Source organism: Pseudomonas sp. I2 (genome assembly GCF_040984075.1).
GTDB classification, from domain to species: Bacteria; Pseudomonadota; Gammaproteobacteria; order Pseudomonadales; family Pseudomonadaceae; genus Aquipseudomonas; species Aquipseudomonas guariconensis_B.
Map to the genome: position 1 here is coordinate 79047 of NZ_JBCGFQ010000013.1, position 21629 is coordinate 100675.

The following is a 21629-nucleotide window of genomic DNA, read 5'->3' on the forward strand; positions in this document are numbered from 1 at the left end:
GCATGCACACGGTTTCCCATTGCCCAAACCGGAAACGGTTGTACTGGCGAACCAGGACAACTTTCCCATGATCGGTCATGGCGTATTCTCCATCTGATCTCAGCGGGCCGCTGATAGCCTTTACACACCAAGTGCAAAGCGAGCAGATGAGTGCCAGGCAGGAAGGAGAGCCCTTTGGTGGTAGCTGCAGGCCAAATGCTATCAGTTGATGCCGAACACGGAAAGATCAGCGTTCATCAATTCCGGGCCATCCGGTCGCTCCCGGTAGAAGGAGCGATCACATACGCGTTGACGCAGCCCTCCCAGAATGCATGGTTAGCTATGCCATCATCTTGTCGAAGTGAGATTCGAAATTGGTTCTGATGAACACATCCTTAAACCGCGCGACGAAGATCGCCGGATCGATCTCGCCGAAATCAGTGAGGTTAACCGAGTCAGCATGTGATTCACGGTTGATGTATCGGTAAAGCGCTCTGTACTCTGGATTCTCCTCGCTAAGATCAGTCAACGCCTGGCGCAGGCTGTGCGTCTGATGCACGAAGCTAAAGTAGTACTCTAAGATATTGCGCATCATGTTCGGAATCACATTAGGGGAAGTTCGGCCTTGTAACGCGTCCTTGATGGTTTGCCAGAAGGCTTGGTAGTCGTTCTGGATTTCGCGCTCCTCCATGGCCACGACCGAGCTATATTCGGACTTGGTGATCCGGAACATTGCCAAGGATTTTTCTCCGTCATCCTTCAAGAGCTTGACCATTTCGTGGAAGAAGAAAAGGTTGTGCGTCAGGATGATCACCTGCTTGAACCGGTCTCTCGGGATGAGCACCTGCCGCCTGATCAGCGATGCAATATCATAAACATAGTTATGGGAGAGGCTCGATATTGGGTCATCAATGACGATGACGCGATCACGCTTGAGCCTCCCACTAGCTGTGTCCAGCTCGCCATTGCAGACCTCAAGAAAGTAAAGAAACGAGATCAGCGTTTTCTCGCCCTCACTTAGGGTTCTGAACACCCCTTCAGTCTGGCCAGGGCGCTCAAGACGATACTGCGGCACCAGGCCCTCTTCTTTAATCAGCGCGAAGCCCTTCAGGCCCAGCACCCGCAACCAATTATTGATGCTCTCGACCGACTGGTCGATGTTCGTGATAGCCGCCCTGGATTGGGCAATGATATCGCGTTGTGCTTGAATGCGATCCCGCAGAGACTGAACCTCATCCTTGGCGGCCTGGCGTTGGCGCCCCTGCTGCTTATCGACCTTTTCGAATGCCACGAAAGCCGCTTCGCACGAAGCTCTGTACCAGCTCCAGAAGCGTCGCTTGACGTCCTCCTCATGCTGCTTCTTGTTTTTTATCCTCGCATTGATAACGTCGATTTTCAGTTGCTCAGCCGCGATCTCACTGTTCAACTCGGCTACCAATGTTGCAGTGGACTCCAGCGTAACCGTGAGGGATGGACTGGCGAGCTTCGTAGCAAGGGATTGCAGGTTCTTCTGGAACACAGCGTGAAGCCTGGTGATACGGAGCTTTATGGCTTGCAGCTGATATTCCGGAGCCTCGCACCTTCGCAGGAATTGATCCGCCGCGTCTCGGTATCGGCTTTCGAGTTGTTGCAGCAAACCAAGGCGCTGCTCATAGGTCTTATCGAAAACTTTACGAATTTCAGCATAGAAATCCTGCGGCAAGGGCTGCTGGCATAGTGGGCACTGGTTTTTTGCCTCGACCTCATAGCGCAGTGCCTGCTTAACCCAATCCGAATTTCCCAGTTGCTGAATGAACGCGGAAAGGTAGGAGTCGCCTGACCCAGTGATGACTTCCTGCATGATCGGATCGGTTTCTAGCTTACCCGCTTGGAAGGTGATTGACGCGATTCCGGGCAGCTCCTGATCACTGGCCTCGTTAAGTTCTGCTGCCTCGCTGAGCAGCCCCTGAGCGGTGTCAGTGGTTTCCACAAGCTGGACGCGTCGGACTGCGTCAAGTAAACGCTCTTTGGTGTTGAGCGACCTGAAGCAGTAGGCCAAAGCAGTGTTATCGAAGTCACGCTTAGGCTTCCATACATTGTCCAGCAGCGCCTGATGAGCTTGCTCCTGGGCCTTCTTGCAGTTAACGCCCTTTTCCATTTCAGAATCATGGGCGATCGTCAATTCAGCGATTGCTGTCTCGGCCGCTGCCAGGGCAGCTTCCGCCTCAATGTTGCCCTCATTGAGGGTGAAGACCCCTGGCTGGGATGCGGCTTCATGGAAATTTTTCTCCATGAATGCATAGTTGTAGACTAGGACCTCCCGGCCAACCTTTACTGGCTCCACTCCGCAAACGCTGTAGCAGGCCTCAGCAGGGGCCTGAAGGAAGTTACTGATAGTGGTCTTGCCCGTCCCATTATGGCCATAGAACAGACTCACGCGCTTGAGCGGGGCAATGGACACCGCTGAGTCTGGAGAGTAGCTGGAGACGTTGCGAAGCAGAATTTTTTCAATCATGCGGCAATCCTTGGCGTGAGCAAACCCAGCTCAAAGATAAACGGAACATCTGTGATAGCATAGTGACACTTCGCTAACTGATCGGTCTCGCAGGTTACTTACCCTATGCTAAGGGTAACTCCGGTGCGGACTCTAGCCGTCACGAGAGGCTAGGATCGACCCAAACCGCCGATTGCGACAGGCAACTACCGGCCAAAAGCTGCTCGTAACGAACGCTGCATTCGACCCAGCGCAGTCCTTCATCACGTTCGACTACAGCTGATGGGGATCGGTGAATTTCCGTAACGCCTGCATCAGCGCACGTTATCCAGACCGGCTGGATACCGCAAAAACCTGTTCGCTGCTAACGGAACTCGAGGGCGGTTTACGGCTATCCGTAAAATGCGAAGAGCCAGAAGTACCAGACCTATCAGCACTTGAGATAGGCCATATTTTACCGCGGAGTTGAAACGTCCCACTGGCCGCTGAAAGAAGGCAGCGTGGCAGCCGACAGCGACGAGTCACGAGTCGGATATCGAAATGATAATGCGCTCTTGCGGCACATTGACGCCCTGGCAGTTCATGATTAGTGAACAGCATGAGAGCATCCCGATGCTAGGCAACTTGACGCTGCTGAAGCTCAGCGTCAATAGGACGGCGCAACACTGCGATTTCGCGGCGAAAGGCGACAAGCTGATGTCAATGCCAGCCTTGGTTTCAATGTCCCACTAATTGCTACTTCTGCGTGGAACGAAGCCGCGATTTCAGCCAGAGCCCATGCCCTCGCCAACATGGCACTGACGATATGTCCCAAAAGCGAATGATGACCTCCCTCTCAGCACAGCAGGTAGGTTTATTCACGCTCCAGACTGCGAGCATCTGCGGTGACCGCCTCCACAACTCCGGCCAGCTCCCGCACCAGGTCAGGCTCGAAGCGCTCCAGGTAAGCTGCGATAGTCTGATTGCGCAGCATGCGAGACACATAGCCCTTGGCAACCACGAGTACTAACATGGTTTCGCCGAGCGTGTCCTCAACCAACCGGTAGTCGTGGTAGAGCTTTTCCATCTCCCGCTCCATGCGTGCAATGTCTTCAGCAGTCACGCCCTCACTGACTTTCTTTGCCTCGACCAGCTGTTCAGGACGCGTTGCGGCCAAAACCATTTCGGCGTAGCGCCCAGTAAAACAGTTGGCCGAAATCATCATCTCGACTAATTCTATTTGGCGCATTGGCTTCATCTTGCGCAGCACGCGAAAGACCGCCTGACTGACCATTCGCGTTTTCAGCATCTCAGCGACTTCCGGCGCAATCCCGCGCAGCAAATGCTGGCGCTCGCGGATGCGTCCAACGTTGACGCTCAAGACTTCGGCAATCCGCTCGGCGGTCGTTCCTTTGCGAATGGCCTCCAGAATCATCTTGTGCTCTTGAATTGGGGTAAGTCGGTTGATCTGCCGGTTGTAGGTAAATCCTTCGTCATCTGTCGCCAACAGGCACAACGCGTCTTTTGCTCCCAGCTGTACGAGCGCAGCCAGTCGCAAATGACCATCCAGCAACAGATAACGGGGTTCCTCTCCCACACCGTGTACAGGCTCGGGATGCACCGCGAGCGGTTCGACCACCCCCAGCTCGCGGATGGAAGCTAAAATCGCCGCATACTTGACGGAGGTCAGCATATCGTGGGTGACTTGGCGAGAGGGTAGGATCAGCGGTAGGCGGACGGTAATCAAATCAGGCCCAAAGGCACGCTTGACGACAGTCATGCGTCCCCCTGAATACGCTCGGCCAATACCTGCGGCATATCATCAATGCCTTCGCTGTGTAACATTGACCGAAAAAATTCATCAGCTAGTAACCGACGTAATGCAGTCACGACGAATAGCAATCGTTGCTCGCTGATGTCTGCCTTCTTCACCATTAGGCGCTGACGGCGCACCTCAGTTTGATAGGCAGTCAGCAACTGGCGGGGAGTGGTCATGCGCTCGCCTCCCTGATGCTTACCATAATCTTTCCCAAGAACGCGTCGACGGTCGATCAGACGGCGTACCTTGATGAGTTCATCTCCTTTCAGCAGCCCACTTTCATAGGCCTCGACCATGGCGGCCTGGACCTGGGAATCGTCAGACCGTGCCACATGGATCGCGACCTTGATCGGTAGCCAGCCCTTTTCGACGGCAGCAATCAAGCGCTCCTCTCCTTGCCTTAACAAGATCAGAATGCCGCCGACATAGGCACGGTCCAAGCAGGTTTTCTGGGCAATCTGCCTAATGGAGTAGCCACGCTCGTGCAGTACGTTTATCGCCATCAGCAAGTCGCGGTTCGAGTGCTTGCGCCGCGCCAGATTCTCTACCAAGCTGATGAGATAGCGGTCCGCCTCAGCTGCCGTCACCACGACCGCTGGAATCGCCGCCTCCCCCAGGACCTTGAAGGCTTCGAAGCGCCCCTGTCCACAGATCAGGTCGAAACTCGAACCGTTGCGGGTCACCGTGATCGGTCGTTTCAACCCCAGACTCGCAATGTTTTCTACCAGGCGTGCAAACACTTGTTGATTGCGACTACGCGGGTTGAGCACGCGAATATCCGCGAGTGGGATCTGCGCAATTGGTGCCGCCTGAGCCACATGAAGTGCAAGATGCTCTCCCGATGCAGCCATTACGCAGCGCTCCCCAAGGGTATACGTCGACTCAGGGCCGCCAGGATGTCCAAGCTGTCGAACCGGTAGAGTTCGAATTCACGCGGATTAGTATCTCCCAGACGCAGGTGAGGGGCCGCCAAATCGATCATGGGAAAGAGGTAGTAATCAAGCACCTCCTTCTCACCGGGGAGCATGCGAACAGCGACCGTCAGGTCAGGTAACAAACCGAAGTCGAAGCGTAGCTGCCAACGTCTGCGCGGCGACTCTGAGCATTGACAGCGGCAGAGCACCACCGAGATCGAGAACTCATCATTAACCCAAACCAGTTGGGTCTTGGGATCGACCGAGATGTGTCCACCGACAAGACGAATGCGCTCCTGCGTGTCGACCAAGATGTGCGGATACAGCTCTCGCAGCCGACGATTGGCCTCCAGAAAGCTGTAGTCCCGTGCGGGGGAATAGCCAATCAGGCTGTAGCTGCGTAGCAGACTACCAAAGCGCTGGCGATAACAACTGCTGGAGGGGCAATCCTCTTGCTCATCAATGATCAACCCAGACAGACAACCTCGCTCCGCAAATAGTTGCTTCAGCGTCGCCAGCATTTGCTCGTCAGTCCAGTGCCGTGACCGCGCTCGGATGATGGCCTGTGCCGCGAGAAACAAAGCGTGGTCGACCACAGAGGAGAAGGCACCGTCGGCCCGCACCAACTGATCAACCGGATTGGAAGTTCGGGGCTGTTTCAGTTTGCCAGACGTGCGATTCCAGACATTGTTACCGATGTATTTTTCGTTGATCAGGACCTGATGCACTACGCCCCGTGACCACGGTCGCTGGAAGTCTGTAAGCAGTCCACGCCGATTCAGTTGAGTTGCAATTTCAGCTTCCGTTCGACCTTCCCTGACAAAGGCCTGGTAAATGTCTTGAACGACCTGTTGTTCGGACTCCGGACCTGGCGTAAGAATCACCCGATCCGTCTGAAGGCTTTTGTACTCTCCCCGATCCAAGATTGCTTTAGGCTGCCCTGTCTGATCGACAAGTTGACGACGCAATCCATATCCAGCCGGGCCACCTTGTCGGTATCCCAGCTGGATCAAGCGCGACTGCCCCGCAAACACCTTGACGGATAGCTCACGGCTGTACTCACCGGCCATCATGCGTTTAACACTCTTGATGATGCTGGACACCGGTGAGCCATCGTTAACGAACTGTTCGGCGCAATATTCGACCCTGACACCCGCCTGCCGACATCGAACTTCGTAGCTGGCGCTAACATCAGGGTCCTGAAAGCGCCCCCAGCGACTTACGTCATAGACCAGAACTACAGAGAACTCGGACTGACCCGCGTCGACATCTCGAAGTAGCTGCTGGAGAGCTTCCCGACCATCCAGGCTCAAGCCACTTTTACCCGCGTCGGTGTACACCCGGACGATCTCCAGCTCATGTGCTGCCGCATAAACGCGAATGGCATCCAGCTGATTTTCAGTGGAGTACTGCTGGTGCTCCGTCGACATGCGGACATAGGCAGCAGCTCTATTGCCGCCCTCGGTCGTGGATAGATGTGATTGTCTCATTTCTTGATCGATGCCCCCTCAGCGACTTGGGGTCGACACCCATGCCAAGCCGTAGACTGCACCACACCTATCGGCCTACATCAGATGCGCTACTCACGAATATAAAGAGGAGATACGGAAAGATGATCGCGAAAATGGGTAATTCATTTCCAATCTGTGCACAAACCTACGCCAATGCCGTAGCTGCTGCCTTACGCACCGAATTGGGCACGTCACATCGCGCAATCAAGACGCTGCGCCACTGGACCGACGCCAGTGAACGCACGGCTAAACACTGGCTGGCGGGTAGCCATGGTCCAAGCGGCCTTCATTTGATTGAATTAATGCGGCATTCTGACCATGCGCTCCAGGCAGTGCTTGAATTGACACAGCGGAACTCGTCCGTGGCAGTGGTCTGGCTTCCCGCTTTGCGCGAGCGCTTGCTTGACGTCGCGGAAATGATCGAGGCTTGCCTGGGTCCTGGCAGCGCTCACTGACAGCCCTTTGCAGAGGCCTTCTCCGACTCGCAAGTGGGACACAATAGGATTACGGTTAGAAGCTCTTAGCAGAGTGAATCGCCCTGGGTTTTGTGGGCACTTCTGATTGCCTGCTTCTGGCCGATTTTTGCCTTTCACAGCATGATCATCGGTCAACAATCAACAAACCAGTTGTAAAAACGGTATCCCGCGCTAACCGACACAGCACATGTACCCAGCGTCAATAGAGGCCACTGTCCTTCGACACCAAGCCACCACTGCACCTTGAACAGAAGAGCTCCCACCAACACGCAGGCGAGAACACCAAGAGCCAGACCAACCAAAGCGAACAACCAAGCCCCTAAGCCTGGGTTTCCGCCGTGCCAGTTCTCACTCAGACAAAAGGGGCAATGATTGGATGAAGGCGAATATCCCCAGAAACCACGGCTATATGACGCTCTCGGAACCATCGCTTTGCCACAGTTGTGGCAGGTAACCATCGAGTGTCTCATACCGCACCTCAGCTCAAATCGTCCTAGATGAACCCATGGTGCGCTACTGCGGAAAAACCCCAACTGCGAGACCTGACATCTACCCAGCACCTGGTCTGAGCTAGGCTCAAACCTTCCTGGCCAGATAATCGAGGTTATGCTGTACTCGAGTGACAGTGTGAATGCTCCCCAGTGGTTGAGCTGGCCTCGACGTTCGCAAAACGATAATTCAGGACGCCAGTTCAACTCCTAAAAGAGCCGCTCATCGGAAATAAGTTCAGGGGGGCACCGATGGGGGTACTTAGTAAGAAACTATTGAATAAAGCTAGCTAAAACAATAGTTTAGTAACGCATTTAAAATCCCCCCGGCTCCACCAAATAATCCCTACAAATCAGGCACTTAGCGAATTTCGCAAGTGCCTTTTTTGTGCCTAAATGGGTTGTTTTGGCTCGGTAATGCCAGCTTTATGACAGCCTTCCTAGCCCATTCCACATCTGCGGCTATGCCCCCATCGCATCAACCGTCATTGCGTTTTCCGACGATTTTTCGGTTTGAAATCGAGCCACAGGGGTCTGGCAGGGGTATTAAATCTGTGTCGGCTTACACAGAGACCCACACATGCCCCCAAGAAGTACCTGATCAGTCACGCCTCGCTGCAGCACTGCTTTGACAAGAGCCGCTCTGGCCTCGAGAAGCTGCACGAAAGCGACCCCAGCTTCCCTCGCCCTATCCAATTTGGCCCGAGCAAACAGGCTGGCGTTTACTTCGTCGTCGCGGAGGTGGAAGCCTGGCTGGAGAGCAAGATCAGCGAGCGTGATGGAGTCACTCGGGCTCTCTCTGAGAGAGATGAGCAATGACCACACACGAGCAGATACCGTCGTTCTTGGCGGAAATGCCCGAGGCAGCACGTGCCTCATATCTGGATCCAAGCAGCGTGCCAAAGCCACTGCCGAGCGGGTTGGCCAGGGTTATGCCCTGGCGTGGAGAGCTTCTGCCTGCTGTTCTTCAAGAATACGTGCTGGATGCAGCAGGCTGTGGAGGGTCGGGGGATGGGGCTTGTCGGCATTACAGTGATGCCGACAAGCACTGCCTGATCTATGAGACCCGGCCGGATATCTGCCGGGTGCACTACGCACAGCAGTTCAGCTGGGAGGCGTTTGTAGAGGTGAATGTGGAGGTTTGCAAGCTGCTGCAACGTCAGGAGCAGGAGTGAGCTAAGCCACCAAATTCACAAGAGCACTGCGCCCCTCCCTGTGAGAACGACTGATTTCTGAGCACCGGCATTGCCCTCAATTGGGTTGACATGAGCTTCCTCGATTTCGCCGCCATGCGGCGACAGCAGGAAGGTGTAGCAGGGTGAGGCCTGGGGCTGCTGCGCAGCCCCAAATGGCCGACCGGCAATACCTGTTTCCAGATGCCCTTTTGCACTACATCCAATACCCGCTTACCCCATCGAACGCACGCCCACGGCCGTCCGTCCATGCCCCCGGGAGGTGACGATCCCGAGGAAGGAAATCACGATCGCCAGGCTCAGGGTGGCGCTCACCTCCGCCCGGTGCTCCTCGGTGTACATCATCACGCCCAAGGCACAGGAGATGAAGATGATCACCGCCCAGGTCAGCCAGGGGAACAGCCACATGCGGAACTTCAGTTCGGCATTCTCCCGCTCCAGGCGGGCACGCATGCGCAACTGGGAAATGGCGATGACCAGGTACACCAGCAAGGCGATGGCGCCGGAGCTGGCGAGCAGGAACTCGAACACGCCCTTGGGCGCGAAGTAGTTGAGGATGGCGATGGCCGCACCGATCAGCGTGCTGCCGAACACGGCCGCGCGCGGTACACCGACCTTGGAGGTCTTGTTGAGGAAGGCCGGGGCGTCGCCACGCTTGGCCAGGGAATACATCATCCGCGAGGCGATGTAGATCGACGAGTTCATGCAACTGGTGACGGCGATCAGCACGACCAGGTCGACCATGAACGCGGCGTTGGGGATATTCATGATTTCCAGGGCACGCTGGTAGGAACCCACCACCGCCAGTTGCGGGTCGTTCCACGGCACCACGGAAATGATCACGAAGATCGACAGGATGTAGAAGGTGCTGATGCGCCAGATCACCGAACGGGTGGCCTTGGCGATGTTGCGCGCCGGGTCGCTGGATTCGGCGGCGGCGATGGTCACCGCCTCGGTGCCGATAAAGCTGAACATCACCGTGATGAAAGCTGCGATCACTGCAGCCGCGCCTTTGGGCGCGAAGCCCCCATGTTGCGCCATCAGGCTGCCCAGGCCACTGACCTCGCGGTCGGGCAACCAGCCCAGCAGAGCCGCGAAGCCCAGACCGATGAAGCCCAGGATCGCCGTGACCTTGAGGATCGCGAACCAGAACTCGAACTCACCGTACTTGGCCACACTGAACAGGTTGGTGGCCGCCAGCAGCACGACCGAGAGCAAGGCGAAGATCCAGCTATCGACCTGGGGGAACCAGGCGTTGAGCACATGCCCGGCAGCCAGCGCTTCGATGGGGATCACCAAGACCCAGAACCACCAGTACAGCCAACCGATGGTGTAGCCGGCCCAGCGGCCGATGGCCTGGTCGGCATAGGTGGAGAACGACCCGGTGTCGGGATGGGCGACGGCCATCTCGCCAAGCATGCGCATGACCAGCACCACCAGGGTCCCGGCCACGAAGTAAGAGATTATGGTGGCTGGCCCGGCCGCCGCGATGGCGTGCCCGGAGCCGACGAAAAGTCCGGCGCCGATGATGCCCGCGATGGACAGCATCGTTACATGACGTGGTTTGAACCCTTGCGCAAGGTTACTACCATCGGATCCCACGGTGTTCATTGATCTTGTTCTCTTTTTGCTGACACAAGGAAAGGACGGGCAGGCGTAAGCGAAGAAAACTCCTTTGGAAACAATGGGTAGGTACGTCGCTCACGCTCTATTGTGATCGTTCTACAGGTTTCACCGAGCGACGCGCCAGCTGGATTCGGGGGTTCATTTAAGCCCTGAGAGCCTGGGGGAAATTATTCGAGAACGTCTTGCAGGTGTTCGATCACGACAGGCCATGTCCAGGCACGCCAGAAGTCGTGCTTGGCTTGTCTGCAAGCGCCATGCAGGCCAGCGCTCAGCCCAACAACGCCCGCAATGCCCAGCAGTCCGCCGCATGCCAGTCGGCCAGCTCCGGCCAGGGGTTGTCCGGCAGGTTGACCAGCACCGTATGCGCCCCCGCCGCTCGCCCGCAATCCAGGTCGAAACGGTAGTCACCGACCATCACCAGCTCGCCCGGCGCCACGCCCCAGGCCCGGGCGATCTTCAGCAGCCCATCGGGGCTGGGCTTGGGCGCGGCCTCGTCGCGGCCGAGGATGTGCTCCACCGGGAAGCAGTCGGCCAGGCCGATGGCCTCCAGGGTGACATGGGCCAACTCGCGGGCATTGCGGGTGAGGATACCCAGGCGGCAACCCCGCCCGGCCAGCTCGCGCACCAGCTCCACGGCGCCGTTGGCTGGTTTGGAGGCAATCGCCAGGTCGCGCTCGTGCTCCAGCAGCCAGGCATGCTTGGCCGCCGCCTCCTCGGCCGGCAACGCCGCCAGGTGGGTGAGGATGTCGTGCTCCTGCGGGATGCTCAGCGCCTGGCGAATGGCGGCGAAATCATGCACCGCCACGGTGAGGGTGCCGTCCATGTCGAACACCCAGTTGCGCATGCGGCGAAGGCTCATGCCCAGTCCTGGCGATGGCGGATCAAACCTTCCTGGCACGACGAGGCCACCAACTGGCCGGCGCGGTTGAAGATACTGCCACGCGCGAAACCACGGGCATTGCCGGCCCAGGGGCTGTCGGTGGCGTAGAGCAGCCAGTCGTCGGCACGCAGGTTGTGGTGGAACCACAGGGCATGGTCGAGGCTGGCGATCTGCATGTCCTTGCGCCATACCGACTTGCCGTGGGGCAGCAGCGAGGTGGTCAGCAGGCCGAAGTCCGAGGCATAGGCGAGCATGTACTTGTGCAGGGCAGGCAGGTCCGGCAGGTTGCCATCGGCGCGGAACCAGGCGTACTTGATCGGATCGCCCGGCTTGGGGTCGAACGGGTCGCGCTCGGTGACCGGCCGGATCTCGATCGGCTTGGCGCACAGCACCTTGTCACGGATACGCTCGGGCAGCTTGTCGGCCATGGCGCGGGCCAGTTCGACTTCGCTGGGCAGGTTCTCCGGGCCGACCACATCGGGCATCTGCACCTGGTGCTCGAAGCCGCCCTCGTCGTACTGGAACGAGGCGCTGCAGGTGAAGATGGTCTGGCCCTTCTGGATCGCCGTCACCCGCCGGGTGCTGAAGCTGCCGCCGTCGCGCACGCGGTCGACCGAGTAGACCACCGGCATGCTGGCGTCACCCGGACGCAGGAAATAGCCGTGCAGCGAATGCACGTGACGAGCCTCCTCGACCGTCTGGCTGGCCGCCGACAACGACTGGCCGAGCACCTGCCCACCGTACAGCTGGCGGAAGCCCAGGTCCTGGCTGCGTCCGCGGAACAGGTTCTCCTCGATGGGCTCGAGGCTCAACAGGTCGACCAGGTCGTCCAATACGTGGCTCATGGGGGGATTCTCCTAGCAAGGCATCACGGCGCTACAACGCTGTTATGGGGGCAAATGATACAGGGTTTGTCATCCGCTCCGCGCATGACCTGTCATTCAGCCATGCAGGGTCCGCTCCCAATGCGCCCGGTCGATGCGATACAGCACATGGCGCCGCAGGGGATGGCCAGCCGGCAGGCGGGGATGTTCGAAACTGCCCTGCGGGTCCTGGAGCATGCCGATGGCTTGCATGACCTTCTGCGAAGGCAGGTTGCCCTCGGTAGTGAACGACACCACTTCCTCCAGGCGCAACTGGGCGAAAGCACAACGCAGGCAAGTCCACGCCGCCTCGCTGGCGAAGCCCAGGCCCCAGTGCCGTCGCGCCAGGCGCCAACTGATCTCCACCGCAGGGGTGAAGGGGGCGTCGAAGTCGACGTTGAGCAGGCCGGTCATGCCGATGAACGCGCCACTGTCCTTGCGCTCCAGGGCCCACAGGCCAAAGCCGTATTCGCTGAAATGACCGCGGATCCGCCCGATCAGCGCGGCTGTCTCCAAGCGTGTCATCGGTGCCGGGAAGTAGCGCATCACCTGCGGGTCGGCGCACAGCGCGGCGAACTCGCGCAGGTCGTCGTCCTGCCATTGGCGCAGCACCAGCCGTGCGCTTTCCAGTTGGAGGATAGAAGTCATCGAGAAGGCTCCGTGAATCGCGGGTTCACACTCTACAGCGTAGGCTGCCAGGCCCATTGCAGGGGGCAAGCGACAGGCCGGCCTCGAACTGGCAAGATCAGCGCTGGCCCCACACCACCGAAACCACCATGCCGTTGCCGCTGATCTACCACGACGACTACAGCCCGGCCTTTCCCGCCGAGCACCGCTTTCCCATGGACAAGTTCCGCCTGTTGCGCGATCACCTGGTCGATAGCGGCCTGGCCACCGACCAGGCCCTGCTGCGACCGGACATCTGCCCCAACGACATCCTCGCCCTGGCCCACGACCGCAGCTACATCGAGCGCTACCTGAGCGGCGAGCTGTCCCGCGAGGACCAACGCCGCCTCGGCCTGCCCTGGAGCGAGGCCCTGGCCCGGCGCACGGTGCGCGCAGTGGGCGGCTCGCTGCTCAGCGCCGAGTTGGCTCTGCAGCATGGCATCGCCTGCCACTTGGCCGGCGGCACCCACCATGCCCATCACGACCACCCCGCCGGCTTCTGCATCTTCAACGACCTGGCGGTAATCAGCCGCTACATGCTGGAGGCCGGCCGGGTGCACCGGGTCCTGATCTTCGATTGCGACGTACACCAGGGCGATGGCACCGCGCGCATCCTCCACGACACCCCGGAGGCGATCACCGTGTCCCTGCACTGCGAGCAGAACTTCCCGGCACGCAAGGCCCAGAGCGACTGGGACATCCCGCTGCCGCGCGGCATGGGCGACGCGGCCTACCTGAAGGTGGTCGAGGATGCGCTGAACTACCTGCTGCCGCTGTACCAGCCAGACCTGGTGCTGTACGACGCCGGCGTCGACGTGCACAAGGACGATGCCCTGGGCTACCTGCAACTGACCGACGCCGGCCTGGCCGCCCGCGACGAACAGGTGCTACGCCAGTGCCTGGGACGCGACATTCCCGTGGTCGGCGTGATCGGTGGCGGCTACAGCAAGGACCGCGAGGCCCTGGCCAAGCGCCACGGCATTCTCCATCACAGCGCCGCACGCGTACTGGGTTGTTCACAATGACTGTGGAACCGCCTGTGGATAACCTGCGGGAAAACCGCCCGAGCCCTTCAACTGCCTGATCCGCAAGGCGCTGATCATTTTTTGCACAGTGCCTGCGCGGGCCGTGCTGGGGTAGAATGCCGGCTCTTTTCCACAGCCTGCCGCCCACCATGTCCGACCAACGCCCCGCTTCCCCTCCCCTCGTCGCCGTCATCGGTGGCGGCCCAGCAGGCCTGATGGCCGCCGAGGCGCTGGCCGGGGCCGGCATGGCGGTCGAGGTGTTCGACGCCATGCCATCGGTGGGGCGCAAGTTCCTGCTGGCCGGTGTCGGCGGCATGAACATCACCCATTCCGAAGGCTATCCGGCCTTCGTCTCACGCTACGCCCGGCGCCATCGCGAGATCGATGCACTGTTGCGCGACTTCGACGGCGAGGCCCTGCGCCAGTGGATCCACGGCCTGGGCATCGAGACCTTCGTCGGCACTTCCGGGCGGGTCTTCCCCCGCGACATGAAGGCCGCGCCCTTGCTGCGCGCCTGGCTCAAGCGCCTGCGTGACAGCGGCGTGGTTATCCACACCCGCCACCGCTGGCATGGCTGGAACGCCGATGGCACCTTGCGCATCACTTATCCACAAGGCGAGCTGCAGCTTCGCGCCGACGCCGTGGTACTCGCCCTGGGTGGCGGCAGCTGGGCACGCCTGGGCTCCGACGGTGCCTGGCTACCGCTGCTGGCCGAGCGGGGTGTGGATATCTCGCCACTGCAGCCAAGCAACTGCGGCTTCGAAGTGCAAAGCTGGAGCGCCCTGCTCACAGACAAGTTCGCCGGCGCCCCGCTGAAGAACATCGCCCTGGGCATGCCCGGCAGCGCGCCGCGCAAGGGCGAGTTCATCCTGACCGCGCAAGGGGTCGAAGGCAGCCTGGTGTATGCCTGGTCGGCCGCGATCCGCGAGGCCATCAACCGCGACGGCCGCGCCACGCTGCTCCTCGACCTGCTACCGGACCGCCCTGTGGACAAGATCGTCCAGGCCCTGGCCAAGCCACGTGGCTCACGTTCCATGGCCAAGCACCTGCACGGGCAGTTGGGGATCGACGGCGTCAAGGCGGCGCTGCTTCGCGAATTGACCAGCCCAGCCACCTTTGCCGACCCCCAGGCGCTGGCGCGGGCGATCAAGGCCTTGCCGATCGAGCTGGTACGGCCAAGGCCGCTGGACGAGGCGATCAGCAGCGCCGGTGGCGTACGCTTCGAGGCGCTGGATGAAGGGCTGATGATCCAGCGACTGCCTGGCGTGTTCTGTGCCGGGGAGATGCTGGATTGGGAAGCGCCGACCGGTGGCTACCTGCTGACGGCCTGCTTCGCCAGCGGATTGCGGGCAGGACGTGCGGCGGCGGACTGGTTGCTGCGGCGCTGAGCGGGATCTGGATCAGTCGCTCGGCTGTTCCACCACCACGTCTTTCAAGCTTGCTACGACGTTTCGAGCAACGGGCAAGAGCCTTCGGCCGGCAGAGCTCAGCTGAACCGGCCGAACCTTTTTGCAGAACAGGGGAACCCCCAAACAGCGCTCCAGGGACATGATGTGCTTGCTCACTGCGGGCTGGCCAACCTTCAGCACCACCGCTGCCTTGGCAATGGACCCACAGTCGTGGGTGGCGATGAAGCTTTCGAGCCAGCGCAGGTTCATGCGATTACTCCGGTCACCAGGGCGGATGGTTCACAAGTCCAGCACAAGCACTCCGGACTTTCCTCGTGATACACAGGCCGTCAGGCAAGAACCTTTCTCTGAGTCGTCCAGGATGTAGTCCTGGTGATTCACCTCGCCGGCGAGATAGCGGACCTTGCAGGTTCCGCACAAACCAGACTGGCACGAGGTTTCCACCGGGTAGCCCGCGTTCTGCAACACGTCAGCCAGGCTTTCTCCCTCCGGGACCACCAACTCTTCCCCGGTGCTGTTGATCTTCGCCACAAAGCCATCGGTGACCACGAGGTCGCTGCCGAGCGCGCTGTCGACAGGCGCCTTGAAGTGTTCGAAGTGCACGGTACCTTCGCTCCAGTGGGCGGCGGCGCACCTACACGCCTCCATGAAGCCTGCCGGCCCGCAGTAGTAGACATGGCATCCTTCGGGCGCTTCCTGCAGCAGGGAGGCGATGCTGAATCCCTTCGCCGGGTCGCCACCATCGAAATGAAGGTGAACGCAACCACGCCCGATCCGCGCCTGGAATTCATCGGAGAACGCGGCAAACTCCGGACCACGACAGAAGTAGTGAAGCTCGTACTCGGCTTGGGCTTGCTCGAGATGGTGCATCATCGACTTCATCGGGGTTACGCCAATCCCTCCAGCGAGCAGGATGGATCGACGTGCAGCGGCATCGAGCTCGAAGTTGTTGCGCGGCGAGCTGACCCGGACGATATCGCCCGCATGCAACCGATGCACCGCTGCCGAGCCCCCCGCCCCATTTGGATCGCGCAGCACACCGATGACGTAGCGATGGCGCTCGAGCGGTGAGTTGCTCAGCGAGTATTGCCGAACGAGCCCGTTGGGCAGATGAATATCAATGTGCGCACCGGCAGTGAACGCCGGCAACTCCCGTCGCTCAGGATCGACCAGCTCGTAGGAATTGATGCCCTTGGCCTCCAGGGTGACACGACGAACCACCAGTTCCAGGGTGGTGGCAGCAGGCTTGATCAGCGATGTCATGATGTATACCTCGAACTTGGCAGGCGCCCCACCAGGTGGGGCGCCTCGTTCTGTTATTGTTGGTTGAAGCTTTGTTCGAGCTGTTCGAACCGCGCCTTGACGAACGCTGCCCGCTCCTCGCCTCTGAGCCCATCGGCCTCGGTGAGGATGGCCACCGCTTCGCGGGCCAGGCGTCGACGGTTGGCAACCTCCTGTTCGACCGTTGCAGCCCGCGGCAGATTGAAAACGTTGCCGCTGCAGTAGCTGTTGGGCTCGCCACCCATGTCACGCAACCACTGGGCAAAGCCTTGCGCCGAAGCCTGTGGGTTGTTGCCGCGCAGGCCATCGCGCAGCATCTTGCGGAAGGCATACAGGCCTGCATCGAACTTGGTCGGGTTCTCCAGGGCATGGACCGCGATCGGTCGCTGACTGATGATCGCCTCGTAGTCGCCCGGTGCATATTGAGCTTGCTTATAGTCGTGGCGCTCGCGGTGGTTGGAGGGGATTGGCGGGATGTCCTCCAGCTTGTACTTGCCGAAGCGCTCGGGCCGACGCATAGCCACCTGGCCTTCGAGGAAGTCGATGGTCTCGTAGCCGACCATCTCCTTGTTGCCGACGCCACGGGTGTCGATACCCGGGCCCATGACTCGCCAACCGATCATCTTGCTGTTTTCGTCATCCACCGGCACGGTCCAGCGGATGATATGGAAGCGGCTGAACAGCTTTTTCGCCGAACCGTCTTCGGACGTGTAGGCGTGCAGGCTGAGGTTAGGCAGGACCTGGTGCTGGATACGCAGGAACATGCGATCGTCGTTCACCCGCCGGGCACCGGCGCACGCCAGGCTACGGCCCTGGTGCACAGGGATGAACTGCATGTCCGGGGCAACCTCCATGGATGCTGCGCCCACCTCGTCGAAGGTAGTGCCCTGGAAGTTTTCACCGACCACGTTCTTGGCAGCATGCAGCGCCGTGGGGTGGAAGTTGTCGGCTGCATTGTCCTGGACCTGCAGCCAGTTGCAGTGCTGGAAGTTGCTGTAGGGTACCAACTCGTCACCTTCGAGGACGGTGAAGTCCTGCTCCCACTCTGGGAAGGGCGGCTCTTCGTCAGGCGGCCCCATGTAGGCGAACACCAGGCCGTGGCGCTCGAAGGCCTTGTAGGCGCCCTGGCGGATCGAACAGGCGTATTTGTCCGCTTCCTTTTCTTCACCGGCCGGGAAAGGTACATGCAGGCAGGCACCATCCACATCGAAGACCATGCCGTGGTAGCAGCACTTGATGCCACGCTCCTGGATCGCGCCGTACTCAAGAGAGGCACCGCGATGCACGCAGTGGGCGTGCAGTACGCCCACCCGACCGCTGCCATCACGGAAGGCGACCAGTTCTTCGCCGAGGATCTTCAGGAAACGCGGGGTATCGGTGAGCTCCAGAGACATGCAGACCGGGTGCCAGAAGCGCCGCATGTACTCGCCCATGGGAGTGCCGGGGCCGGTCTCGGTCAGCTCGGGATCATGGCCGGGTGTCTTGTTGGTGTAGTAACCGCCGTAGGCGATCAGTTTCTGTGCTACAGCGGGGCCGGTGCCGGCGCTGCGTTGCTCATCATGCTTATCGAGTTTCTGGCTCATCGTGCATTGCTCCGTTCTTGTTCGATACATGAATTCGGAACTCCGAACTCTGTATACATATTGTTGGAACGCAAGGGTGCCGCAGGTGTTGCTGTTTTTCCGTTGCTGGGAAAGGGTCAGTTAAGGGTCTTGTCGACCAGGGGCTTGCTATGGATCCACGGCATCATCGCGCGCAGTTGGGCACCGACGGTTTCGATCGGATGGCGCTGCAACTGCTGACGGCGGGCATTCAGGGTCGGGTTGCCGGCTTTGTGCTCGAGGATGAAGTCGCGGGCGTACTCACCGCTCTGGATGCTCGTCAGAAGATCCTGCATCCGTGCTTTGGTCTGCGCGGGAACGATGAGCGGGCCGCTGCGGTATTCGCCGAACTCGGCGTTGTTGGAAATGCTGTAGTTCATGTTGCCGATGCCGCCTTCGTAGATCAGGTCGACGATCAGCTTCAGCTCGTGCAGGCACTCGAAGTAAGCGAGCTCGGGTGAATAACCGCCTTCGACCAGGGTCTCGAAGCCCAGCTTGATCAGCTCGACGGTACCGCCGCACAGCACAGCCTGCTCGCCGAAGAGGTCGGTCTCGGTTTCCTCGCGGAAATCCGTTTCGAGAATTCCGGCCTTGCCGCAACCGATGGCACAGGCATAGGCCAGGGCTAAGCCACGGGCCAGGCCCGAGGCATCCTGCTGCACCGCGATCAGGGCCGGCACGCCTTGCCCTGCCTGGTAGGTCGAGCGCACGGTGTGACCCGGCGCCTTGGGCGCAACCATGAGCACATCCAGGTCGGCACGCGGTTGGATCTGTCCGTAGTGGATATTGAACCCGTGGGCGAAGGCCAGGCCGGCACCTGGTCGCAAGTGTGGCTCGACCGCCTGGCGGTATACCTCGGCCATACGCTCGTCCGGCAGCAGGAGCATTACCAGATCGGCCTGGGCAACCGCTTCACCCACCGCGCAGACCGCAAGGCCAGCCGCCTGGGCCTTCTTCACTGAAGCGGAGCCCTCGCGCAGCCCTACCACCACGTCGACCCCGCTGTCACGCAGGTTCTGCGCATGGGCATGACCCTGGGCGCCGTAACCAATGACGGCGACCTTGCGCTGCTGCACGAGGGTCATGTCCGCATCTTTGTCGTAGAACACCTTCATCGCATCGGTTTCCTTTATGTATTTAGAACTCTGTATACAGAGTTCAGAGTCTTGACCTACACTCAGCCCAAGTCAAGGAAAAATTTGAATCACTGTGGAGAACGTGGACAATGCAGCTCGAACTCAGGGAAACCGATAGGCAGCCAGGCCAATCCATGACAACCAAGCTCAAGCGCGTGCAGACGCGCATCGACTATGTGGACGAGGTCTACAAGACATTGCTCGACGCTATCAGTGATGGATCGATCGCGCCGGGCACCCGCCTGACCCAGGAAGAGATCGCCGAACAGATGGAGGTGTCCCGTTCGCCGGTGTTGCAGGCGTTGCGGCTGCTGAAGAAGGATGGGTTGGTTCAGGACGCTCCTGGACGCGGCGTCCTGGTCACACCGCTGACCATCGAGTCGATCAGCAACCTCTACTTGATTCGCGGCGCGCTCGACAACCTCGCGGCGAAGATGGCGGCCGCCCGCGGTGCCGCCATCGATCCGGTCTATGTGAGCCGAGGACGAGAAATCTCCAAGGGCAAGAACATCAAGGCCATGATCGATGCCGACATGGCATTCCACAACGCGATCTACGAAGCATCAGGCAACCCCCTGATTGCCCAGAGCGCCCAGGTGTACTGGGTGCATTTGCGTCGTGCGATGGGTGCCGTACTGCAGTCGTCCAAACAACGCGAAAGCATTTGGCTCGAGCATGAGGCGATTGCCCAGGCCATCTCTGCGGGTGATGTGGTCAAGGCCGGTGAGCTGTCCGATCTGCACACCACCCATGCACGGGAAAACTTGATCGAGCGGCTGAGCCAGTACCTGGCGCAGTAACGGTGTTTTCCTGACCCGCGCCCTCACGGAAAAGCCCACGTCTACAGAACGAGACGTAACGCGTTGAATTTGCAGAGACCTCTGTGGGAGCGGCGCTCCAACAAGCTCGCTTGCTCCCACAGAGTCCCCATTGCCCTTTCAGCGGTTTACCACGGCCTTGGGCATCGCCAGACAGATGCTAGCCGCAAACACCAACGACCCTGCGATGCAATACAACGCGATATCGGTCGAGGCGGTGACATCCTTCACCCAGCCAATCATGTAGGGGCTGAGAAACCCTGCCAGGTTACCGAACGAGTTGATCATGGCGATGCCCGTGGCCGCCGCCATGCCGCCCAGGAACGCTGGCGGCAGGCACCAGAACTGGCATAGCCCGGTCATGATGCCCATGGTGGCCAGCGACAAGAACACCAGCGACACCATCGGGTTCTGTACCGTCAGGGTGCTGAGCACCAAGCCCAGCCCGCCGAGTATCGCCGGTACCGCCGCATGCCAGCGCCGCTCTTTCCAGCGGTCGGCACTACGGCCGGTGAGCACCATCGCAACGGTCGCACAGACATACGGAATGGTGGTGAGCATGGCCACGGTGGAAGCTTCCTGCACACCTGACGCCTTGATCAGTGAAGGCAACCAGAAGCTGATGCCGTACAGGCCCATCATGAAACCGAAGTACCCAGTGGCAAGCACCCATACGCGTCGATTGCGGAAAGCACCGAACACCGAGTGCACCTCCCGCGGCCCTGTCTCGTTCTCCAGGTTTCGCTTGAGCACCTGCTTTTCGCTGTCGCTCAACCACTTGGCATCATCGATCTTGTCTTCCAGATAGAACAGCACCACGACCCCCGCGATAATCGAAGGCAGTGCTTCCAGGAAGAACAACCACTGCCATGCCGAGTATCCATGCCAGCCGTGGGTCGTGGCCATGATCCAACCCGACAGCGGCCCACCGATTACCCCTGCCATGGGGATACCCGTCATGAACATCGCGGTGATCTTGCCGCGCCGCGAGGGTGGGAACCAGTAGGTGAGGTACAAGATGATCCCTGGGAAAAAACCGGCCTCAGCGACGCCGAGCAGGAAGCGGATGATGTAGAAGGTGGTGGGTGTCTGGACGAAGATCATGCTGGCCGAAAGCAGGCCCCAGGTGATCATGATCCGCGCTATCCAGCGCCTGGCACCTACCCGGTGCAGGATCAGGTTGCTCGGCACTTCGAAGATGAAGTACCCCAGGAAGAACACGCCTGCGCCCAAGCCATAAACCGTTTCGCTGAACTTGAGTTCATCGAGCATCTGCAGCTTGGCGAAACCGACATTGACCCGGTCGAGGTAGGCGAACACGTAACAGATGAACAGGAAAGGAATCAGCCGCAGGACTACACGGCCATAGAGTTGGGATTCAGAAGACAGGTTTGCACGGTAGGGCGGCGCCTCGATTGCGTTGGACATCTGCTGGTCTCCGCAAGATTGTTGTTATTGTCTGGCGATTCGACGGCATGACGGTCGGCGCCGG

The 21629-nt window shown here is 59.7% G+C and carries 19 protein-coding genes; 6 read left to right on the forward strand and 13 right to left on the reverse strand.

Annotated features, from left to right (window positions below; all coding sequences use genetic code 11):
- Window positions 1-319: 319 nt before the first annotated feature.
- The gene (locus WCE05_RS08995) at window positions 320-2473 is read right to left on the reverse strand and encodes an AAA family ATPase (protein WP_054881515.1); all 2154 of its coding nucleotides are present in this window, start codon (window positions 2471-2473) and stop codon (window positions 320-322) included.
- 591 nt (window positions 2474-3064) lie between these two features.
- Between WCE05_RS08995 and WCE05_RS09000 the strand changes: the two genes are divergently transcribed.
- Entirely contained in the window at window positions 3065-3184 is a 120-nt protein-coding gene (locus tag WCE05_RS09000) for a DUF1524 domain-containing protein (RefSeq protein WP_240523159.1), read from the forward strand.
- A gap of 121 nt (window positions 3185-3305) precedes the next feature.
- Here WCE05_RS09000 and WCE05_RS09005 read toward each other — a convergent pair whose 3' ends face one another.
- Genes WCE05_RS09005 through WCE05_RS09015 form a run of 3 tightly spaced genes read right to left on the reverse strand, consistent with a single transcriptional unit; the run spans window position 3306 to window position 6654 of the window.
- Window positions 3306-4211, reverse strand: a complete 906-nt coding sequence (locus WCE05_RS09005; RefSeq protein WP_054881514.1) for a plasmid partitioning protein RepB C-terminal domain-containing protein — start codon at window positions 4209-4211, stop codon at window positions 3306-3308.
- Entirely contained in the window at window positions 4208-5101 is an 894-nt protein-coding gene (locus WCE05_RS09010; RefSeq protein WP_054881513.1) for a ParB/RepB/Spo0J family partition protein, read from the reverse strand. The genes WCE05_RS09005 and WCE05_RS09010 overlap by 4 nt, the downstream gene beginning before the upstream one ends.
- Complete coding sequence (locus WCE05_RS09015) at window positions 5101-6654, reverse strand: recombinase family protein (protein WP_082438034.1); 1554 nt, start codon at window positions 6652-6654, stop codon at window positions 5101-5103. The genes WCE05_RS09010 and WCE05_RS09015 overlap by 1 nt, the downstream gene beginning before the upstream one ends.
- Before the next feature lie 122 nt (window positions 6655-6776).
- On the opposite strand from WCE05_RS09015, the gene WCE05_RS09020 reads away from it, so the two are divergent.
- Both WCE05_RS09020 and WCE05_RS09025 read left to right on the forward strand, forming a co-directional pair.
- Complete coding sequence (locus WCE05_RS09020) at window positions 6777-7130, forward strand: hypothetical protein (protein WP_368815779.1); 354 nt, start codon at window positions 6777-6779, stop codon at window positions 7128-7130.
- A gap of 1324 nt (window positions 7131-8454) precedes the next feature.
- Entirely contained in the window at window positions 8455-8814 is a 360-nt protein-coding gene (locus tag WCE05_RS09025) for a YkgJ family cysteine cluster protein (protein ID WP_368815780.1), read from the forward strand.
- A 231-nt stretch (window positions 8815-9045) separates the two neighbouring features.
- Here the strand turns inward: WCE05_RS09025 and WCE05_RS09030 are convergent, their stop codons facing one another.
- From WCE05_RS09030 to WCE05_RS09045, 4 genes are all read right to left on the reverse strand, one after another.
- Window positions 9046-10443 (reverse strand): amino acid permease, encoded by a 1398-nt coding sequence (locus WCE05_RS09030; RefSeq protein ID WP_253081518.1) that lies wholly within the window; start codon window positions 10441-10443, stop codon window positions 9046-9048.
- A gap of 283 nt (window positions 10444-10726) precedes the next feature.
- On the reverse strand, window positions 10727-11317 hold the full coding sequence (locus tag WCE05_RS09035) for an HAD family hydrolase (RefSeq protein WP_225790726.1): 591 nt from the start codon (window positions 11315-11317) through the stop codon (window positions 10727-10729).
- Window positions 11314-12183 carry an acyl-CoA thioesterase II gene (tesB, locus tag WCE05_RS09040; RefSeq protein WP_225790725.1) on the reverse strand — a complete coding sequence of 290 codons (870 nt, stop codon included), beginning with the start codon at window positions 12181-12183 and terminating at the stop codon, window positions 11314-11316. Before tesB ends, WCE05_RS09035 begins: the two co-directional genes overlap by 4 nt.
- Before the next feature lie 96 nt (window positions 12184-12279).
- Entirely contained in the window at window positions 12280-12849 is a 570-nt protein-coding gene (locus tag WCE05_RS09045) for a GNAT family N-acetyltransferase (protein WP_225790724.1), read from the reverse strand.
- A 128-nt stretch (window positions 12850-12977) separates the two neighbouring features.
- Here WCE05_RS09045 and WCE05_RS09050 point away from each other — a divergent pair, with 128 nt between their 5' ends.
- Together WCE05_RS09050 and WCE05_RS09055 are read left to right on the forward strand one after the other, a co-directional pair.
- Window positions 12978-13892: a histone deacetylase gene (locus tag WCE05_RS09050; protein ID WP_225790723.1), complete on the forward strand. Its 915-nt coding sequence runs from the start codon at window positions 12978-12980 to the stop codon at window positions 13890-13892.
- 149 nt (window positions 13893-14041) lie between these two features.
- Window positions 14042-15280: a TIGR03862 family flavoprotein gene (locus WCE05_RS09055; protein WP_368815781.1), complete on the forward strand. Its 1239-nt coding sequence runs from the start codon at window positions 14042-14044 to the stop codon at window positions 15278-15280.
- A gap of 12 nt (window positions 15281-15292) precedes the next feature.
- Here the strand turns inward: WCE05_RS09055 and WCE05_RS09060 are convergent, their stop codons facing one another.
- From WCE05_RS09060 to ilvC, 4 genes are all read right to left on the reverse strand, one after another.
- A complete protein-coding gene (locus WCE05_RS09060) occupies window positions 15293-15550 on the reverse strand; it encodes a LysR family transcriptional regulator (RefSeq protein WP_368815782.1) in 258 nt (85 codons plus the stop codon).
- 30 nt (window positions 15551-15580) lie between these two features.
- The gene (locus WCE05_RS09065; protein ID WP_368815783.1) at window positions 15581-16564 is read right to left on the reverse strand and encodes a 2Fe-2S iron-sulfur cluster-binding protein; all 984 of its coding nucleotides are present in this window, start codon (window positions 16562-16564) and stop codon (window positions 15581-15583) included.
- 53 nt (window positions 16565-16617) lie between these two features.
- A complete protein-coding gene (locus WCE05_RS09070) occupies window positions 16618-18165 on the reverse strand; it encodes a Rieske 2Fe-2S domain-containing protein (RefSeq protein ID WP_368815784.1) in 1548 nt (515 codons plus the stop codon).
- 116 nt (window positions 18166-18281) lie between these two features.
- Window positions 18282-19298 carry a ketol-acid reductoisomerase gene (gene ilvC, locus WCE05_RS09075; protein ID WP_368815785.1) on the reverse strand — a complete coding sequence of 339 codons (1017 nt, stop codon included), beginning with the start codon at window positions 19296-19298 and terminating at the stop codon, window positions 18282-18284.
- Between the two features lie 110 nt (window positions 19299-19408).
- Between ilvC and WCE05_RS09080 the strand changes: the two genes are divergently transcribed.
- Complete coding sequence (locus WCE05_RS09080; protein WP_368815786.1) at window positions 19409-20119, forward strand: GntR family transcriptional regulator; 711 nt, start codon at window positions 19409-19411, stop codon at window positions 20117-20119.
- A 138-nt stretch (window positions 20120-20257) separates the two neighbouring features.
- Here WCE05_RS09080 and WCE05_RS09085 read toward each other — a convergent pair whose 3' ends face one another.
- Complete coding sequence (locus WCE05_RS09085) at window positions 20258-21565, reverse strand: MFS transporter (RefSeq protein WP_368815787.1); 1308 nt, start codon at window positions 21563-21565, stop codon at window positions 20258-20260.
- Window positions 21566-21629 lie beyond the last annotated feature (64 nt).

What these genes read in the sequence shown, in the direction of transcription:
- WCE05_RS09025 (WP_368815780.1), top strand. Translation starts at nt 8,455, where the DNA reads ATGACCACACACGAGCAGATACCGTCGTTCTTGGCGGAAATGCCCGAG.
- WCE05_RS08995 (WP_054881515.1), bottom strand. Translation starts at nt 2,473, where the DNA reads ATGATTGAAAAAATTCTGCTTCGCAACGTCTCCAGCTACTCTCCAGAC.
- WCE05_RS09060 (WP_368815782.1), bottom strand. Translation starts at nt 15,550, where the DNA reads ATGAACCTGCGCTGGCTCGAAAGCTTCATCGCCACCCACGACTGTGGG.
- WCE05_RS09010 (WP_054881513.1), bottom strand. Translation starts at nt 5,101, where the DNA reads ATGGCTGCATCGGGAGAGCATCTTGCACTTCATGTGGCTCAGGCGGCA.
- WCE05_RS09035 (WP_225790726.1), bottom strand. Translation starts at nt 11,317, where the DNA reads ATGAGCCTTCGCCGCATGCGCAACTGGGTGTTCGACATGGACGGCACC.
- WCE05_RS09050 (WP_225790723.1), top strand. Translation starts at nt 12,978, where the DNA reads ATGCCGTTGCCGCTGATCTACCACGACGACTACAGCCCGGCCTTTCCC.
- WCE05_RS09015 (WP_082438034.1), bottom strand. Translation starts at nt 6,654, where the DNA reads ATGAGACAATCACATCTATCCACGACCGAGGGCGGCAATAGAGCTGCT.
- tesB (WP_225790725.1), bottom strand. Translation starts at nt 12,183, where the DNA reads ATGAGCCACGTATTGGACGACCTGGTCGACCTGTTGAGCCTCGAGCCC.
- WCE05_RS09030 (WP_253081518.1), bottom strand. Translation starts at nt 10,443, where the DNA reads ATGAACACCGTGGGATCCGATGGTAGTAACCTTGCGCAAGGGTTCAAA.
- WCE05_RS09045 (WP_225790724.1), bottom strand. Translation starts at nt 12,849, where the DNA reads ATGACTTCTATCCTCCAACTGGAAAGCGCACGGCTGGTGCTGCGCCAA.
- WCE05_RS09065 (WP_368815783.1), bottom strand. Translation starts at nt 16,564, where the DNA reads ATGACATCGCTGATCAAGCCTGCTGCCACCACCCTGGAACTGGTGGTT.
- ilvC (WP_368815785.1), bottom strand. Translation starts at nt 19,298, where the DNA reads ATGAAGGTGTTCTACGACAAAGATGCGGACATGACCCTCGTGCAGCAG.
- WCE05_RS09020 (WP_368815779.1), top strand. Translation starts at nt 6,777, where the DNA reads ATGATCGCGAAAATGGGTAATTCATTTCCAATCTGTGCACAAACCTAC.
- WCE05_RS09000 (WP_240523159.1), top strand. Translation starts at nt 3,065, where the DNA reads ATGCTAGGCAACTTGACGCTGCTGAAGCTCAGCGTCAATAGGACGGCG.
- WCE05_RS09085 (WP_368815787.1), bottom strand. Translation starts at nt 21,565, where the DNA reads ATGTCCAACGCAATCGAGGCGCCGCCCTACCGTGCAAACCTGTCTTCT.
- WCE05_RS09070 (WP_368815784.1), bottom strand. Translation starts at nt 18,165, where the DNA reads ATGAGCCAGAAACTCGATAAGCATGATGAGCAACGCAGCGCCGGCACC.
- WCE05_RS09055 (WP_368815781.1), top strand. Translation starts at nt 14,042, where the DNA reads ATGTCCGACCAACGCCCCGCTTCCCCTCCCCTCGTCGCCGTCATCGGT.
- WCE05_RS09080 (WP_368815786.1), top strand. Translation starts at nt 19,409, where the DNA reads ATGCAGCTCGAACTCAGGGAAACCGATAGGCAGCCAGGCCAATCCATG.
- WCE05_RS09005 (WP_054881514.1), bottom strand. Translation starts at nt 4,211, where the DNA reads ATGACTGTCGTCAAGCGTGCCTTTGGGCCTGATTTGATTACCGTCCGC.